Origin of the sequence: Lacibacter sp. H407 (assembly GCF_037892605.1) — a bacterium.
Lineage (GTDB): Bacteria > Bacteroidota > Bacteroidia > Chitinophagales > Chitinophagaceae > Lacibacter.
The window spans coordinates 2,768,817-2,784,354 of sequence record NZ_JBBKTU010000001.1 but is presented as its reverse complement, the minus strand read 5'-3'; the positions used below and the strand labels follow the sequence as shown (position 1 = coordinate 2,784,354).

Genomic DNA, 15,538 nt, shown 5'->3' with positions numbered 1-15,538 from the left:
ACTTATAAAAAATATATTCAGCATGGATTTATTCATCTGTTCAATTCATCATCTTCAGAAGCATTTTTACAATCTTCCTTTTCCTTGTAATCCGATCATAGCCTGTATTTGAGGCTGTGTAAGTGCTGTGTTATAAATTCTTACTTCATCGAGCTTACCATCATATCCTTTGATGGATTTGCCCCATGTTTGGTCAGATGTTACACCTGTATCTGTATTACCTCCAAAAATAATTTTCGTTGGAGGATTATTGAATCGCAGATTCGAAAAGCTATTTTGAACTTGTGGGTATGTATTGCTACCGCCCGGATCTTTCCATCCGTCACTTTCCCACTGAGCACTGTTTTTATAAATATTAAATGTTTTCGTAGCGGCATGGTAGGTGAATGTCCAGTTTACCCAATTACCATATACCGATGCGGTCCATAAGTTATTAAACCAATTCTCAGGACCCTCCCACCAATTTCCTGTACCTGATACACTTCTTACATGATAACCAAATTGAGAAACTGCGCCATTATTACGATCTGAACCGGGATATTTTAAGAAATTAAAATTTCCGCAGAACGGAGCATTCCAACTTTGGTAGTTTGCAGGATTGGTGATGGTAATAATATTCACCCAATTATCATCTGTTGTTGTATTACTCGGATAATACATCCAAAAACTCAACGTAAAACTGCCATTTAATTTCGCAATTTGAGTTGATATATCTGCCACAGCATATCCATTTGCTGCACCTTGCAATGCACTTCCAAGATAACCCGTACCAAAACTTGTGTTGGTACCCGTTGCCGTTGTATTCGACACACTATCTTTCAAATTACCTTCAAAGTTCCAATAGGCTATGAGGCTTTGGGGTTCTATTTCACTCACATATGAATAACCATTTACCAGAAACAACGGAGCGTAATCATTTGCGTTGTATTTTTTATAACACGACGCTGAAAAAAAACTGATTGTTATTACAGTAAAAATTGCCTTTAAGAAATTATAATTATTTGGTTTCATGATTTTACTTTTTTGATAATTAATAGTTTTAAACATCTACAGTTTAATTGTATCCCTGATTCTGGGTTAGCTTACCTCCGCTCAAAAGAATTTCGTTATAAGGTATCGGCCACAACTCATTTTTGTTTGCTATCCATCCTTTCGGGCCAAAAACAGTTGCCGCTCTTCCCTGCCGAATCACATCGAAATAACGGTCATTCTCCATTGCTAATTCTAATCTTCTTTCATTCCAGATTGCAGTTCGTAACCCTGCCTGATCTGTTGCTGTTGTTGCAGATAAACCGGCTCTTGTTCTTACCTGGTTCAATCTTGTTGTTGCTAAAGCTGCATTACCCAATTCGTTATTTGCTTCTGCATTCATCAACAGCACATCGGCATATCGTATCGCCATAATGTTTTTCTGGCAGCCTCTTGGATAACCCGAAACGTAATAACTTGATGGCACATAACTTTTTTGATTATACCGTGAATTGTTATTGCCACTTTGAATAATATTATCACCACCAACAGTTTCCGGGACCATAATGATCGTTGCATTCATACGATTATTATCACTTGCTAAAGCAAAAGCGCTCACCAAATCCTGACTTGGTACATTCCAACCCCATCCATTTTGATTTTCCGGCGTTTGGCATTCTGAATTTTGTGACCATGGAAATGATGCGCCGCTTTCTGCACCAATGATCAAGTCCGATTGTATTTCAAAAACTGATTCCGGATTCAGCTCATTTGCAATCAGGAATAAATTGGAATAATTAGTAAACAAACTGTATGCACCGGAACTAATTACTTTATCAGTATAAGACTTCACTTCATTCCATTTTGAAGGATTGCCTTTTGCCTGATACATGGCAACTTTTGCATATAGTGCCTGCGTTGCTCCTTTCGTTGCTCTTCCAATATCAGTTGGTGAAGTGTAGGTAACCGGAAGAACAGATTCAGCATCCATTAAATCTTTTTCAATGGCAGCCCACACTTCTGCAGCCGACGATCTTGCACGGTTAAACTCCGCCGGCAGTTTGGGAACTTTTAAATGTAACGGCACTCCACCATATGCTCTAACTAAACGGAAATAGCAATATGCCCTGATGAATTTTGCCTCTGCCAAATACCTTGCTTTCAGATTTGCATCAACAGTACTCATCGTATCAACATTATCCAACACCTGGTTACATAAGTTGATCTCTGTATAAAGTCCGGCCCAGAACGAACCCACAAATTGATTAGAAGATGTTACACCGAAATTATCAAACTGATACATCTCAGGTATATCACTTTGTTTTGCACCCGGATCAGCATCATCTGATCCCAAACTTTCAATGGCAACAGAAGCAATTCCAACTTGCCCGGCACTTCTCAGATTTCCATAAATAGCATTTACAGCAGCATTGGCATCATCTGTTGTTTTCCAAAACTTTTCTACGCTTATTTGACCTTGGGGCTCAACCTCTAAAAAGTTTTTTGAGCATCCGCTCACTGCAATCAATAAGATAACAGGTATAAATCTTGTGTTTATAATTAAGTGATAAATTTTCATACAGTAATTTTTAAAGTGTCAACGTAATACCAAAATTGTAATAGGCCGATAGCGGATACACACCCGCATCAATTCCTGCATTGATTGGGCTATTTCCTGCCGCAGTTACCTCTGGAGAAAATCCTTTATACCTGAAAAAGTTAAATGGATTTTGTATGGCTGTGAATACCCGCAGGTTATTGATCTTCCACTTTCGCAATGAATGAAAACTATAGCCGGCGTTGATATTGCGGATGCGTATGTAACTGCCATCTTCCACCCAAAACGTATTGGGATGCGTATTCATGCCGTGCAATAAATTAGCAGATGGATAGCTTGTTGATGTACCCGGACCACGCCAATGCTTTGCATAGAATTCTTCGGTGAAGTTTTCAATCCCATATCTCTTCCCCATATTGGCATTATAAATCTGCACACCAGCTACTCCCTGCAGATCTACAGAGAGATCAAAATTGTCGTAATTGAATCCAATACTTACACCAAACAAATGTTTTGGATTTGGATTACCCATGAAAATTTTATCGTTATCATCAATTACGCCATCCTTATTTTGATCTTCGAATTTTAAATCGCCTGCAATAGCGGTTTTACTTTGTGCTGAATTTTGCACTTCCGTAATTGTTTGAAATACACCTACTGCTTTATAGCCGTAGAACATACCAATGGGCTGACCTACACTTGTTCTTGTAAGTGGAATTTGCGATGGATTGCTGTAATAGCCACCAAACAAAGCATTCGCTCCGGAGTTTACTGCACTTACTTTATTTTCATTATAAGCATAGTTCCCTGTGATTGAATAATTGATATGTCTGCCGATCTTGGATCTCCATCCCACATTTACTTCAACACCACTGTTTCTGATCGTTGCCTGGTTCGCATTAATACCTCCACCTAATCCGCTAGATGTTAAAATAGGAACCGTAAAGATTGCATCACGAGTATCACGGTTGTAGTAATCAAACTCAACTGATAATCTCGAACCCAACAACGTTGCTTCTACACCAATATCTGTGCTTACACCTTTTTCCCAATACAGGTAAGGAGGCACAATCGATATTACACTTCTTGATTGATACGCTGCTCCGTTCCACACCGCATAACCAAGTGTAGATGCAGTGAGGGTTGTAATATTTCCCGGCACATTTTCATTGCCGTTAATACCCCAGCTTGCCCGCAATTTCAAGACATTGAACAATTGTTGTTGTTGCATGAACTTTTCTTTGCTGATGACCCATGCAGCTCCAACAGAAGGAAAATATCCCCAACGGTAGTCACCCGTATATTTTGACGAACCATCAGCACGGTATGTAAGATTCAACAGATACTTACCATCATACCCATAACTCACTCTTCCGAAATAAGATGATCCGGTTGCAAGTGAACCTCCGTCATTTGCAACGGTTGGATATGCAGTGGAGTTTGATCCCAAACTCAAATACAGTTGTCCATCATAGTCATTCGGTACATTTCTGGCGGTGGCCGAAATCCAGTACCCGTTATCTCTTCTGGCCGATTGTGCAACCAATACTTTCAGGTAATGCTTTTTACGGAATGTGTTCTCATAAAAAAGCATGTTTTCCAATTGCCAGTTCTTCGTATCAGATCTTGATACATACAACGATGAGATATCATTCAATTGATTGGTGGTTGCTTTATACACCGGAACATAATTACGCTGCTCCCCTCTGTTCAATTCAAAATTGAAACTGCTTCTGAAACTGAAATGTCCGGGTAATTTAATATCGGCATAGGTGTTTCCAACAAGTAAAAAACTTTGTGAACGCTGGTTATTGTAATCAAGCGTTACCTGCGGATTTGCAATGGAGTTCAGCGAATAATCGGTGGGATCTCCATAAAATCCATCTTTGTATCTCACGGGAACCACAGGTGGGGCAGCGTATGCTTGTCGGAATATATCTCCACTAACGTCATTTGATTTATTCATTGTTCCGAATAAATTGTATCCAATCTTCAGAAAAGAAGCAGCTTTAAATTCATTTTGCAGTTTTGCGGTAATGCGTTGATAGTTTTGCGTTTCTACTATTCCTTCCTGATTCAAATAAGAAAGTGAATAATTATAGGTCACATTCTCAGTACCGCCTCTGAACGAAAGTTGATGATTAGTTATGAGCGCCTGTCTGAATAATTGATGAAACCAATTTGTACCATTGCGATCACTTACACCGGGATTATAAATTGCGTTAGGTCCATAGAGTTCATTGCCGCCATTCAGCATACTTACTTCATTCGCCATTGTAGCATACTGATAGGCATTGGCCATCTTCAGTTCATTGGTGATTTTTTGCCATCCTGCACTACCTGTGTAACTGATGGTTGGCGCACCCGATTTTCCTTTAATAGTTGTAATCACCACTACACCGTTGGCAGATCGGTTACCGTAGATCGCACCAGCAGATGCATCTTTTAAAATGCTGATACTTTCAATATCTGAAGAGTTTAAGAAACCGATATCAGTTGTCCATACACCATCAACAACAAACAATGGATTTAAACCACCATTGATAGATCCAACGCCCCTGATTCGTATTTGCGGTGAAGATCCCGGTGATCCGTCATTCGTAATTTGCACACCCGCAACCTTGCCTTGCAATCCGCTGATGGGATTTACTGAAGGTTGCTTTGCAATCTCTGATCCTTTAATTACCGATACAGGTGCCGTGATATCAATTTTTTTCTGCGAGCCATATCCTATCACCACAACTTCCTGCTGTACACTTGCGACATTTAAAAGTTGTACCGTTAAATATGTTTTACCATTTGTGTTCACTTCCTTTGTTTCTCTGCCAACGAAAGAAAACACAAGGATGGTGGTTTCACTTTCAGGTATATCAATTGCAAACTCGCCTGCAGCATTTGTTGTAACACCTTTCCCTGTTCCTTTGATAAGAACAGTTACTCCTTCCAAGGCTGTACCGGCTTCGTCCGTAACCTTTCCATTGACAAGATTTACAGGTGGTGCCGGCCCGGCAATATTGCCGTTGCTGGTTTCATTGATCTGCACTGTTTTTTTGAGAATGGTGATTGTTCTGTTTTCCATCACCCATGTTAATGGCTGGCTTTTGAAAATTGCAGCAAGTGCTTCTTCAAGCGAAACATTTTTCAACTGAATCGTTACCGGTTTTGCTTCCCGAAGCAAAGCAACATCGTAAAAAAACACATGACCGGTCTGTTTTTCAATAACTGTAAAAATCTCCTTTAAGGAAACATTTTTACCGGAAAAATTCACCGTTTGAGAATTTCCTGAAGCGGAAACCTGAAGAAAGGCAATCGTCAAAAAAATAACCGTTAATCTCATAGCAAGCCTCGTTTGATGAGTAAAGAAATGCCTACTCAAACTAATTAATTGCATAGTTTTGCATTGTTTGTGTTTAAGAATAAGTGATCGTCAATTATTATTTGTTCAGGCAACTCAAACATTCATTAAAATGTTCGTAGCATTTTAATGGCGACCCGGCTAAACTTTAGTCGGGTTTTTTTTGAGTATACCAAAGGCATTATTTCATAATGATCAGTTTTTGTTTTTCAATCCTGTAATTCACATTATTAGTCTTTAAAATTCTCAGCGTTTGCGACAGGTTCAAATCCCGTTGCATCTTACCTCCGAATTCTCTTTGCGGCACGGGCCCTTCATATACGATATCGATATCATACCAACGGGAAAGTTGACGTAACAGCATTGGCAGATCAGCGCCATCAAAATTGAAAATGCCATTCTTCCATGCCATCACCTGTTCGATGTTGGCATTTTTATTTACAGAGAGTTGCCCGTTTTTCTTTAACTGTACCTGTTCACCGGGTACGATTAACTTGCTGTCACGGGTTTCAAGTCCTGTAACACGAACGCTGCCTTCAAGTAATGTTGTATTAACAGTCGGCTCATCTGTATAAGAATTGATATTGAAATGTGTGCCTAATACTTCTACTTCTGCCTTTCCATCCACACTTACTTTAAAAGGCATGGCAGCATTTTTAGCTACTTCAAAGTATGCTTCGCCGCTCAACTCTATTCTTCGTTCTTTGCCGATAAATGTTGTTGGATAACGAATAGAACTCAATGAATTCAACCACACTTTACTTCCATCCGGCAACATCAATTGATACTGCCCTCCACGTGGAATGCTTAGTGTATTGTAAAGTACTTTTGAAGATTCATTCGTTGCGATGTCATACGCAAGCTGTCCATTGCCGGTTTTTAAAATCGTCGCTCCGCCTTGTTGTGCAACAACGCCATTGGATGTACTGTCCAACACAATTGTACTCCCATCATCAAGCGTCAACAGCGCTTTATTGCCGCCGGGCAATCGATCATTTGAAATGGATTTCTTCTCTTCCGTTTTTACTGTATCATTAGATGGAGTTTTGTTTAACCACAACCATCCGCCAACTGCTAAAAACAACGTTATTATTGCAGCCGCTGCCACACGCAGCCACACACTGCGCTTTCTGTTACCATTATCGTCTATTGAAATAACTGGTGCTTTGCCTGTTTGTAAAATTGTATGTAATACTGCTTCGGCGGCATCATCCGGCATGGCATAACGGGGTTCCCGTTCCTGCATCATCTTATCTATTAATTGCTGCACAGCCTCATCATTCTCCGGTTGTTGAAGCAATTGCATGAGTTGCACCTTTTCTTCTTCAGTGCAGTTTTTATCCGCATAACGTTGGAGTAAATATTCGAGAGATGGGAGCATAAAATAAGCAATACGTTTGGTTAACCTGTTGGCAACAGGCAAATGGTTATATAATAAGAGACGATCCTGAAAACAACTTGGGTGAGTAGGACGGAAAAAATATTTTTAACCGGTATTGGGGTCAATAACCCTACCGTGCCTTCATAAACATCAAAACAAGCAATGGCAATAAGGTATCAATATGACTAAGACAGTAAGCCCGTATAGCCCGCATAGCCTGGGCAAGATGTGTTTTTACTGTTTCCTCCGACAGCTGAAGCTCAGCCGCTACTTCGTGACGCTTATACCCTTTTTCCTTCATCAGTGTATACACCTGTTTTTGCTTTGGAGGCAACCTTTCTACTGCACGTTTTAATATCTCGTCATATTCCTTTTGGACAAGCTTGTTCTCCGTGTCTGAATGATAAACGGGTGCACTCTGCACAACTTTAAGTTCGAGATTCTGCTTGCGGGCAATATTCTTCAATGCAGAAAAAACATAATTACGAGTAATGGTAAAAAGATAGGCTTTGAAATGGGTTACATCTTCCAGTGTTTCTCTACGAAGCCAAATCTTTAAAAAAGTATCCTGTACAATTTCCTCTGCAAGAACTGTGGATTCGGTCAGCTCGTACGCAATCGAATAAATCTTATTGCGGTAATTATTGAACAAAGTGGCAAACGCAACTTCATCACCGCTTGCAATAAGTCGCAGCAATTCTTGCTCACTATGTTGTGGAGTACCGGGCAAAGCAGTTTGTTTTTGGAATTCAAAACTAATGAAACCGAATGAGCAATTTTAAAGTAAAATTCAGATCAGGATCTGACTTTTATCTATTGGGAATAGATGGAGTATAAATAAAAGGTCTGAGAAAATGTTGATTTTTTTCATAATGGCTGTTTGAAGGTTGATAATCATTTTTACAGACTTTTATCTCTTGCTTGTAAAACAGATAATGAAAATCAACACGTACAAGCAAGTGCTGTAACTGAAACGTATTAATAATAGCCTGTTTGACAATACTTAAACCCTCATGAAAAATTATTTTATCTATCGAATACGTTTGCGTAATGATTTTCGATAGATATAAATTTTTAAGCAGACAATCATAATTGTTAAACACAAAGTAACCGGTGGTGCTTCCTGTACAAATAAATTCACTCTAACTTATTATTAAGTGAATTCAATAAACCCCAACCAAGGACCTTCAACATTATATATTTGCAAATAACAAATCACTTCTCAAAAAAAGAAAAGAGAGAACTACAAAAACGCCGGCTTCATCTATACATTAATCTCACTATTACATTTATGTAGTACACGCCGGAAAATTTGTTAGCTTAGTGTAACACCTTTCAACCACGAGCAACATAGAAAAGATACATGGAACAAATCCGCCAGGTAATACAACAGATGATCAGCATTTCAGAAAATGAGCTAAACGATTTTCTTGATCAAACCATTACCCGAACGTTTAAAAAACAGGAAATTGTCAGCAGACCAAATGCTATCCCAAATGAAATCTTTTTTATCAACAAAGGCCTGATCAGAGTAATTGTAGCCGACAATGATGGAACTGAACACACGATCCATTTTGCCCTGGAAAACCAATTCATCGCCGACTATTCTTGCTTTATGCAAAAGCAACCATCGCTTTACACATTGCAGGCAGTTGAGGAAACAGAAGTTGTTGTATTGCCACGCTCTGCAATTGAGTGGGGTTATAAAAACTTAAAAGACGGTGAGAAAATGGGGCGATTAATCGCTGAATTCTATTTCATTTACCAGGACGATCGAATCAAAAACCAATATGCACGAACGCCAAAACAGCGTTACGACAGCATAACAGAAGTATTCCCTGATATTCACAACCGTGTGCCGCAGCATATGATTGCTTCTTACCTCGGCATCACTGCTGTACATTTGAGCCGCTTGAAAAAAAACGAGCATCAAAAAAACAAACCTTAACGAAATACCTGATTTATTACAAGGCTGCACTATCTCTTTTTTATCGGGCAAACCTTTTTAGGATATCTGTGTTGTTTTAAATTACCTGAACGGGTATAAATAAGAGTGATCACCTGACAGTTACACTATTACCGATAAAACATAAAAGTTAGACTAACTACTAAAAATGATTGAAGCATTAAAACAACATATCGTAAAACGGCTTGGAAATGATGTAGAGAATCTGGAACTGGTGTTAAGTAAGTTTAAGATCATTGAAACAAAAAGAAATGAGCAATTGCTTAAAACCGGTGAAGTATGCAGGTATGTTTATTTTATTGCCCAAGGTTGTCTGCAGTTGTATGTTCATGATGAAGAAATGAACGAAACTACCCGTGATATTGTGATTGAAGATAACTGGTGCAGCGAATTGATCAGCTTTAGCAGCGGTCAACCGGCAACAGAAAATATCCGGGCTGTAGAACCATCCTGTCTTCTGGCAATAAGCAGAGAAGGTTTTCAGGAAATGATGCAGACGGTTCCGCAATTTGATAAAGTATATAAGCAAATCCTGGAATCCTCGTACGCCAACTCCGTCTACCGAATTAATACATTTGTTTCACTTTCTGCATTGGAACGCATCAAATGGCTCATGCAAAACCGGCCTGCTTTAATGACAAGAATCTCCAGCAAACTCATTGCGTCTTACCTCGGCATCAACAAAGATGTTTACAGCAGGCTGAAAGCAAAATTGTAAAACATCGACTTTTGTCATCGTTCAAATTATTTGTGCTTTGCACTTTTGTGTCATCATTCACAATTAAATTTTACAACTATGACAGAGTATCTGTTATTATTCCGAAATGCAAGCGCAGCAAATAACTACCTCGCTACAACAGAAGACATGGCAGAAGATATGCCCAGGTGGCAATCATGGATCGGCAACATTGCCATGCAGGGAAAATTAGTAACCACTGCTCCTATTCTTTATGATGCGTCAATCATCAAAAGCGGCGGTGTAATAAAAGGCCAACCGCACAAGGAAGCAAACTCCGTTTTAGTTTCAGGCTTTCTGATCTGTAAAGCTGAGAGTATTGAAGAAGCAGAGGAATGGAGCCAATCCTGCCCTATTCTTAAGTATCCGGAAAGCTCTGTTGAGGTAAGACCGCTGGTTCCATTTCCAACCAATTAAACAGTAGCATCATGGATAAACTATTAAACGCCGGTCGATATATTTTTCCGCTCTCGTTTTTACTTTACGTTGGATTACACTTTGGCAAGCCTGATGTTGGTGCTTCATTTGTACCCGACTATATTCCATTGCCCTACTTTTGGAATTATTTTACGCTTGTATGTATTCTGCTATTTATTTTGAGCGCTGTTGTTGGCAAATACGATAAACTGGCTTACTGTTTAATGGCGCTTTATGTGTTATTGATGGCATTTTTAGTTCATTTACCAAGAGCAATGGGACAGGAATTTGATGCAGGTACAATGGCAGCGAGTATAGACAGAGAAAAAGAACTGGAAATGATAAACTTTTTCAGAAACATTATGGTAACCGGCGCTTTACTGGCATTTGCTAAATTTGTTGCAAAGGACAAGAGAATAACCGGGTAGAGTTCATGGTTAACTTAGCCAAATTATCAGGCAATGTAATGACTGAATTAGAAAAATACATACAAACTTATTTTGGCGTAAGCACTGATGACATAACCGCCATCAGTGCTTTCTTTCAGCCCGAATCAATTGCTAAAGGAGACTACTTTCTTAAAACCGGCCGACAATGCGATCGATTAGGCTTTGTACAATCCGGTATCATACGGGAATTTGTTTTTGTTGAAGACAAGGAAGTTACCAAATGGATTTCCACCAAAGGATATTTCGTAGTAGATCTGTCTGGTTTTATTTTCAATCAACCGGCCCGTTGGAATATTCAGGCTTTAACAGATTGTGAATTATATGTAATTGAAAACTCCGACTATCAAAAAATTGCACAGGTAATTCCCCGCTGGGCTGAGTTAGAAAAACTCTTTATTGCAAAATGCTTTACTGTTTTAGAAGACAGAATTGTAACCCACCTTTCACTTACAGCCGAGGAACGCTATCATCAACTATTCAATTTTAATAAGGAATTGTTTAATCAGGTTCCCTTACAATATCTTGCTTCAATGCTTGGCATGACGGCAGAAACCTTCAGCCGAATCAGGAAGAAACATTCAAAAAAAAGTTCTTGACTTTTGTCAAGAGCAGACGTTGATTTAGTGATGATTTTTGTATCATAATAAAACAAATGATATGAAAAATGTAAACAGGAATGCACCGGTAAAGTGCAGCAGATCCATCAGCATCAATGCAGACAGTAAAAAAGTATGGGATATTTTAACCGATATTAATAACTGGGCAACCTGGCAAAGCGAAATCAAAAATCCGAAACTCAATGGCGAATTAAAACCCGCAACCACATTTGACTGGAAAACCGGAGGTGCTAAAATTCATTCTACTCTGCATACAGTTATTTCTGAAAAAGAATTTGGCTGGACAGGTAAAACGTTTGGTATGGTTGCAATTCACAACTGGGTACTTAGTGTTAAAGGTAGCAGAACAATAGTGTCTGTAGATGAAAGTATGGAAGGGTTCTTAGCATCGCTTTTCAAAAAAGCATTTAACAGAAATCTGGAGAAGGCAATGTTATATTGGCTTGAGCAGTTAAAAAAAGAGGCAGAAAAGAAAGTATAAACATTTGTTATCGTTTAAGATTACTCTCAGTTGCATTTTTACACAGTAAAATTTAAACGATCATTAAATGCAACTTTCATCAAACGAAAAAACCAGATTAAAAAACAAGTACGGTCAATGGGCCGTTGTTACAGGTGCATCATCAGGGATTGGGCTGGAGTTGGCAACGAAATTGGCAGAAGCAGGTTTTAATTTAATTATAAATGCAAGGAATCTTGAGAAACTGAAAACAGTTGAAAGAGAGTTGAAGTCAAAACATCCTGTTGAAATAAAAGTGGTTGATGCAGATGTTTCAGAAACAGCAGGAATTGATAAAATTATCCAGTCAACGCAGGGATTGAATGTTGGCTTGCTGATCACTTCAGCAGGATACGGTACTTCAGGTTTATTCCTTACTACATCACTACATGCAGAAATCAATATGCTGCGAGTAAACTGTGAAGCAGTACTTTCTTTAACTCATTACTTCAGTCAAATATTTAAACAACAGCAAAGAGGTGGCATTGTTTTCTTAAGTTCATTGGTTGCCTTTCAGGGCGTGCCCTACTCCGCAAACTATGCTGCAAGCAAAGCTTATGTACAATCTTTTGCTGAAGCTTTGGCAGTGGAGTTAAAACCATTTGGAATTGATATTTTAGCAGCAGCACCTGGTCCTGTAGACAGTGGATTTGGTCAACGGGCTAATATGCAAATGGGCAAAGCTTTACAACCATCCGTACTTGGCGTTCCAATTCTGAAAGCACTCGGACGACAAACCAATGTAGTTCCCGGGCTTCTTTCAAAAATTTTAGTTTATTCACTACGAACAGTTCCCCGTTGGGCTAAAATTAAGATTATGCAGAAAGTTATGGGAGGCTTTACTCAGCACCAACGGGTATAAAACAGAAGCCTTCTTTAGTTACAGCTTCTTACTTTGATGGAGAAATACTTGAACAAGGCAGAACATGGCCAGTAGCCAGGTTTAGCAGCCTCACCATTAGATAAAAGCTATGCCAGGCAATTTGAACAGTAATGGCAAAGTATTCTTTTGCCATTTTAAGAAAACGTTCTATGTGCCGATGAAAAATTATTTCTTTTTTACTTTTACTATCGGCGTCTTAGCTTTTTTTGCTACCTTCTTTTTCTTTGCAACCACTTTTTTGACCTTCTTCCCTGCCTGCTTTTTCAACTTTTCGATCTGCTCCGCCAATACAGTGCTGTACTTATCAATTTTCCTTTCGAGTTTTTTACTATCGATTCCTTTCGCATAATTTTTCAATGCCGATTTGATCTCAACAGCAAGTTTCAGAAACGAATGTTTCTCTCCTTTTTTATCTGTAGCCATAATGAGTTAACAATTTGTTTACGCAAATTTAATATTCGCTTTTCACTCCCTATGTTAATTCTGCTTTCACAGTTTAAACCAACACATAGATGATATTAAACCCAAAAAATTATCTACAGCTGAAATCATGTTGCATAAAGATAACTGCAAAAATAAAGCAGTGATATAAACCGGTCGATCCAATGCTTCTCCTGCCAGCAAGGTTTCCCTGTGAAGATTCAGCTTATGCAGTTTGTATTTTTAATATTTATGTTTACAAGTTCAACATTATCTCCTATTTGGATGTTCAACCAAAGAATAACAAAAATGAGGGCTTTTGAAAAAGAATTCTATTTATAACTTTAACACTATCAACAAAACACCAAGAATCATAATTAGATGAAGAAAACGATACCTACTTATAATATTAATAACCTTTCAGGCGAGACTGTAACAAGTACTGACGTCTTTTTCACAGAACATCAGGTTGCCAATCCTGGCTCATCTATAAACGTTCCCTACCGCAGTAATTACTATGGCATTGGATTGTGTGTTGCCGGAAAAGCTACATTAAAAGCGAACCTCGAAACCTATACGGTAGAAAAAAACTGCATTGTCAGCATGTCGCCCCCTGTGATAAAGCAATGGATGAACATGTCTGCTGATTATAAAACGTTGGCTGTTTTTTTTACAAGAGATTTCTTTTTGAAACATAACTCTACCCGAAATTACCCCGAGAGCTTCTCTTTTTTTGAGCCAAACGCAAAACATGTTTCAACCTTCAATCACGATCAGACTGTAATTGTAAAAACATTACTAAACAATATACGTCTCAAATTAGCGGAGCAGCATCCTTACAAAAATGAAATCACCAGAAATCTTGTTGAAGTTTTACTCTTTGAAATTGCCGCAGTGTACAACAAAGAAAACTTCAGCTCAACTTATAAAAAAACCAGAAGTGAACAACTCACTTTTGAATTCAAGGAATCAGTTTGTCTCCACTTTGCCAGTGAACGAAGTGTACAATTTTATGCCGACAAACTTTTTGTAACACCTAAACACTTAACAGAAGTGATAAAAGAACAAACAGGAAAATCAGCTAAGGAATGGATTGATGAGCTGGTGATTCTTGAGGCCAAAGTTCTGTTACAAAATCCTTCGTTAACCATTGCCAATATTGCAGACAGCTTAACATTTACCGACCAGGCTGTATTTGGTAAATTCTTTAAAAATTTAACCGGATCATCTCCACTGGCATACAGGCAGAGCCTGTAATTTTTCAACAATCCGACTTTTTAACGAATCATTCCTCCTTTTTGACCTTTTGCAGAGTTTAAATGAGATGCAATTTGCATCATCATTTAAATCAACTACAATGTCAACAAAAACAAAAAACATTATCAATTGGGTATTAGCCGGATTGGTTGCTTTCATTTTCATTGGAAGCGCTGTAAGCAAGTTAACAGCAAATGCAGAAGCATTAGAAGCCGCTGCAAAATTTGGATTAAACGCCACTACATATAAGATACTCGGAGTAATTGAACTTATTGCAGTTGGCCTGTTTCTCTATCCCCGCACTGGAATTTTAGGGACATTATTATTGGCGGCCTATATGGGTGGCGCTATCAGTACTCATGTAGAATTTGCTCAGCCGCTAATAGCTCCAGTTTTTATCTCCGCTTTTTTGTGGACTACGGCAGCAATCCGTTTCCCCGAATTATCAAAAAGATTAGTAACTAATAAAATTTAAATGTATGAAAGCAGTAAAACTTCTTGTTAGTGCGGCAATCATTTCGATTGGCTTTACAAGTTGCGAAAACAATAAACTTCCTGATGAAACAATTACATCACTTCAACTGGTAAAAGATGAATTGGAAATAAGAGCACTGGCAGAAAAATTCAGCGATGCTGCCAACAGAAAGGATGGAGACCTGTTTCAATCACTCTGGGCCAAAGATGCGGTTTGGAAAATCGGCCCACCCATCAACGTAGAATTTAAAGGAAAAGAAACTATGGGTGCATCAGTAACAAAGATGCTTGGCCTTTGGGATTTTTTTGTTCAGCTATCAGGCCCTGCTGTTATTACCGTTAACGGAGATAACGCAACAGCAAGATTCTACGTAAACGAAATTGCCCGTAAAGCCGATGATAAATCCGGTAACTATAACTTATCAATGTATGAAGATGAATTGATCAAAGAAAACGGCAAATGGGTGTTTTTGAAAAGAACCTATCACACCATTTACCAGGAAGCCCCGGACTACAAAGGACTCATTCAACAACTGCCTCCGTTAAAATAACGCATA

The 15,538-nt window shown here is 38.7% G+C and carries 16 protein-coding genes; 10 read left to right on the top strand and 6 right to left on the bottom strand.

Features of this window, described 5'->3' with window-relative positions; translation table 11 throughout:
- Positions 1 to 66: 66 nt before the first annotated feature.
- The 5 genes from WG989_RS12090 to WG989_RS12070 all read right to left on the bottom strand — a co-directional run bounded on the left by WG989_RS12090 (position 67) and on the right by WG989_RS12070 (position 7,993).
- Entirely contained in the window at positions 67 to 1,011 is a 945-nt protein-coding gene (locus WG989_RS12090) for a LamG-like jellyroll fold domain-containing protein (protein WP_340429712.1), read from the bottom strand.
- 43 nt (positions 1,012 to 1,054) lie between these two features.
- Positions 1,055 to 2,548 (bottom strand): RagB/SusD family nutrient uptake outer membrane protein, encoded by a 1,494-nt coding sequence (locus WG989_RS12085; RefSeq protein WP_340429711.1) that lies wholly within the window; start codon positions 2,546 to 2,548, stop codon positions 1,055 to 1,057.
- 10 nt (positions 2,549 to 2,558) lie between these two features.
- Positions 2,559 to 5,864: a TonB-dependent receptor gene (locus WG989_RS12080; protein WP_340429709.1), complete on the bottom strand. Its 3,306-nt coding sequence runs from the start codon at positions 5,862 to 5,864 to the stop codon at positions 2,559 to 2,561.
- Between the two features lie 199 nt (positions 5,865 to 6,063).
- Positions 6,064 to 7,263: a FecR domain-containing protein gene (locus tag WG989_RS12075; protein WP_340429707.1), complete on the bottom strand. Its 1,200-nt coding sequence runs from the start codon at positions 7,261 to 7,263 to the stop codon at positions 6,064 to 6,066.
- Between the two features lie 130 nt (positions 7,264 to 7,393).
- A complete protein-coding gene (locus WG989_RS12070; RefSeq protein WP_340429705.1) occupies positions 7,394 to 7,993 on the bottom strand; it encodes an RNA polymerase sigma factor in 600 nt (199 codons plus the stop codon).
- Positions 7,994 to 8,626: 633 nt separating this feature from the next.
- Here WG989_RS12070 and WG989_RS12065 point away from each other — a divergent pair.
- The 7 genes from WG989_RS12065 to WG989_RS12035 all read left to right on the top strand — a co-directional run bounded on the left by WG989_RS12065 (position 8,627) and on the right by WG989_RS12035 (position 12,809).
- Positions 8,627 to 9,211 (top strand): Crp/Fnr family transcriptional regulator, encoded by a 585-nt coding sequence (locus tag WG989_RS12065; protein ID WP_340429703.1) that lies wholly within the window; start codon positions 8,627 to 8,629, stop codon positions 9,209 to 9,211.
- Positions 9,212 to 9,377: 166 nt separating this feature from the next.
- Positions 9,378 to 9,947 carry a Crp/Fnr family transcriptional regulator gene (locus WG989_RS12060; protein ID WP_340429702.1) on the top strand — a complete coding sequence of 190 codons (570 nt, stop codon included), beginning with the start codon at positions 9,378 to 9,380 and terminating at the stop codon, positions 9,945 to 9,947.
- Positions 9,948 to 10,025: 78 nt separating this feature from the next.
- Positions 10,026 to 10,382, top strand: a complete 357-nt coding sequence (locus tag WG989_RS12055) for a YciI family protein (protein ID WP_340429700.1) — start codon at positions 10,026 to 10,028, stop codon at positions 10,380 to 10,382.
- Between the two features lie 11 nt (positions 10,383 to 10,393).
- Positions 10,394 to 10,810, top strand: a complete 417-nt coding sequence (locus WG989_RS12050; RefSeq protein WP_340429698.1) for a hypothetical protein — start codon at positions 10,394 to 10,396, stop codon at positions 10,808 to 10,810.
- A gap of 5 nt (positions 10,811 to 10,815) precedes the next feature.
- Positions 10,816 to 11,427, top strand: a complete 612-nt coding sequence (locus WG989_RS12045) for a Crp/Fnr family transcriptional regulator (RefSeq protein ID WP_340429697.1) — start codon at positions 10,816 to 10,818, stop codon at positions 11,425 to 11,427.
- 61 nt (positions 11,428 to 11,488) lie between these two features.
- Positions 11,489 to 11,929, top strand: a complete 441-nt coding sequence (locus WG989_RS12040) for an SRPBCC family protein (protein WP_340429695.1) — start codon at positions 11,489 to 11,491, stop codon at positions 11,927 to 11,929.
- Between the two features lie 67 nt (positions 11,930 to 11,996).
- Positions 11,997 to 12,809, top strand: a complete 813-nt coding sequence (locus WG989_RS12035) for an SDR family NAD(P)-dependent oxidoreductase (RefSeq protein WP_340429694.1) — start codon at positions 11,997 to 11,999, stop codon at positions 12,807 to 12,809.
- Between the two features lie 186 nt (positions 12,810 to 12,995).
- Here WG989_RS12035 and WG989_RS12030 read toward each other — a convergent pair whose 3' ends face one another.
- The gene (locus WG989_RS12030; RefSeq protein ID WP_340429693.1) at positions 12,996 to 13,253 is read right to left on the bottom strand and encodes a hypothetical protein; all 258 of its coding nucleotides are present in this window, start codon (positions 13,251 to 13,253) and stop codon (positions 12,996 to 12,998) included.
- Between the two features lie 378 nt (positions 13,254 to 13,631).
- On the opposite strand from WG989_RS12030, the gene WG989_RS12025 reads away from it, so the two are divergent.
- From WG989_RS12025 to WG989_RS12015, 3 genes are all read left to right on the top strand, one after another.
- Positions 13,632 to 14,507: a helix-turn-helix domain-containing protein gene (locus WG989_RS12025; protein ID WP_340429691.1), complete on the top strand. Its 876-nt coding sequence runs from the start codon at positions 13,632 to 13,634 to the stop codon at positions 14,505 to 14,507.
- Between the two features lie 100 nt (positions 14,508 to 14,607).
- Positions 14,608 to 14,982 carry a DoxX family protein gene (locus WG989_RS12020; RefSeq protein WP_340429690.1) on the top strand — a complete coding sequence of 125 codons (375 nt, stop codon included), beginning with the start codon at positions 14,608 to 14,610 and terminating at the stop codon, positions 14,980 to 14,982.
- Positions 14,983 to 14,986: 4 nt separating this feature from the next.
- Positions 14,987 to 15,532 (top strand): nuclear transport factor 2 family protein, encoded by a 546-nt coding sequence (locus WG989_RS12015; protein WP_340429689.1) that lies wholly within the window; start codon positions 14,987 to 14,989, stop codon positions 15,530 to 15,532.
- Positions 15,533 to 15,538: the final 6 nt, after the last annotated feature.